The following is a 1,910-nucleotide window of genomic DNA, read 5'->3' on the forward strand; positions in this document are numbered from 1 at the left end:
CTGAGCATGGACGGTGTACAACAGGCGAACTCCGGTCACCCGGGCGCACCGATGGGTATGGCGGATATCGCCGAAGTTCTGTGGCGTGACCACCTGAACCACAACCCGCAAAACCCGAACTGGGCTGACCGCGACCGCTTCGTGCTGTCCAACGGCCACGGCTCCATGCTGATTTACTCCCTGCTGCACCTGAGCGGTTACGCGCTGTCCATTGACGACCTGAAAAACTTCCGTCAGCTGCATTCAAAAACACCGGGTCACCCGGAGTACGGTTACGCGCCGGGTATCGAAACCACCACCGGCCCGCTGGGTCAGGGCATCACCAATGCTGTGGGTATGGCGATTGCTGAGAAGTCTCTGGCAGCTCAATTTAACCGCGACGGCCACGACATCGTTGACCACTACACCTATGCGTTCCTGGGCGACGGCTGTCTGATGGAAGGGATTTCTCACGAAGCTTGTTCTCTGGCCGGTACCCTGGGTCTGGGCAAACTGATCGCGTTCTGGGATGACAACGGCATCTCTATCGACGGTCACGTGGAAGGCTGGTTCTCTGACGACACGCCAAAACGCTTTGAAGCTTACGGCTGGCACGTGATCCCTGCGGTTGACGGCCACGATGCTGCAGCAATCAACGCAGCGATTGAAGCAGCGAAAGCAGACCCTCGTCCAACGCTGATCTGTACCAAAACTATCATCGGTTTCGGTTCTCCAAACAAAGCCGGTTCTCACGACTGTCACGGTGCCCCGCTGGGTCACGACGAAATCGCAGCAGCCCGTGAATTCCTGGGCTGGCAGCACGGTCCGTTCGAAATCCCTGCCGATGTTTACGCAGAGTGGGATGCCAAAGCAGCGGGCGAAGCGAAAGAAGCAGCATGGAATGAAAAACTGGCTGCTTATGAAGCCGCTTACCCAGAACTGGCTGCAGAATTCAAACGTCGTGTAAACGGCGAACTGCCAGCACAATGGGAAGCAGAAGCAAGCAAGATCATTGCTGATCTGCAAGCCAACCCGGCGAACATCGCCTCCCGTAAAGCTTCTCAGAATGCGCTGGAAGCCTTCGGTCAGATCCTGCCTGAGTTCATGGGTGGTTCTGCGGACCTGGCACCTTCGAACCTGACCATGTGGTCTGGCTCGAAGTCGCTGACGGCTGATGACGCATCTGGTAACTACATCCACTACGGTGTGCGTGAGTTCGGGATGACGGCGATTATCAACGGTATCGCACTGCACGGTGGTTTCGTCCCTTACGGCGCAACCTTCCTGATGTTCATGGAATATGCCCGTAACGCGATGCGTATGGCTGCCCTGATGAAAGTTCAGAACATTCAGGTATACACCCACGACTCCATTGGTCTGGGTGAAGACGGCCCGACGCACCAGCCGGTTGAGCAGATGGCTTCTCTGCGCCTGACGCCAAACATGAGCACCTGGCGTCCGTGTGACCAGGTTGAATCAGCAATGGCGTGGAAACTGGCGATTGAGCGCAAAGATGCACCAACCGCGCTGATCTTCTCGCGTCAGAACCTGGCTCAGCAAGAGCGCAGCGAACAGCAGGTTGCTGATATCGCAAAAGGTGGTTACATCCTGAAAGACTGCGCAGGCAAACCTGAGCTGATCCTGATTGCCACCGGTTCTGAAGTTGAGCTGGCTGTGAACGCAGCGGCTGAACTGAGTGCAGAAGGCAAGCTGGTTCGTGTTGTTTCAATGCCGTCTACCGACGCATTCGACAAGCAAGATGCGGCTTACCGTGAATCTGTGCTGCCATCTGACGTGACTGCCCGTATCGCCATTGAAGCCGGTATTGCCGACTTCTGGTACAAGTACGTTGGCTTTGACGGTCGCATCATCGGCATGACCAGCTTCGGTGAATCTGCACCGGCTGGCGAGCTGTTCAAACTGTTCGGCTT

Annotated in this window: 1 protein-coding gene; it reads left to right on the top strand. The window is 56.4% G+C overall.

Annotated features, from left to right (window positions below):
* Nucleotides 1-1,910 (top strand): transketolase (tkt, locus tag SPK40_RS22915; RefSeq protein ID WP_330962014.1); only part of this gene is annotated, 1,910 nt, incomplete at both ends.

Source organism: Photobacterium sp. 53610 (genome assembly GCF_036409375.1).
In the GTDB taxonomy this organism is placed as follows: domain Bacteria; phylum Pseudomonadota; class Gammaproteobacteria; order Enterobacterales; family Vibrionaceae; genus Photobacterium.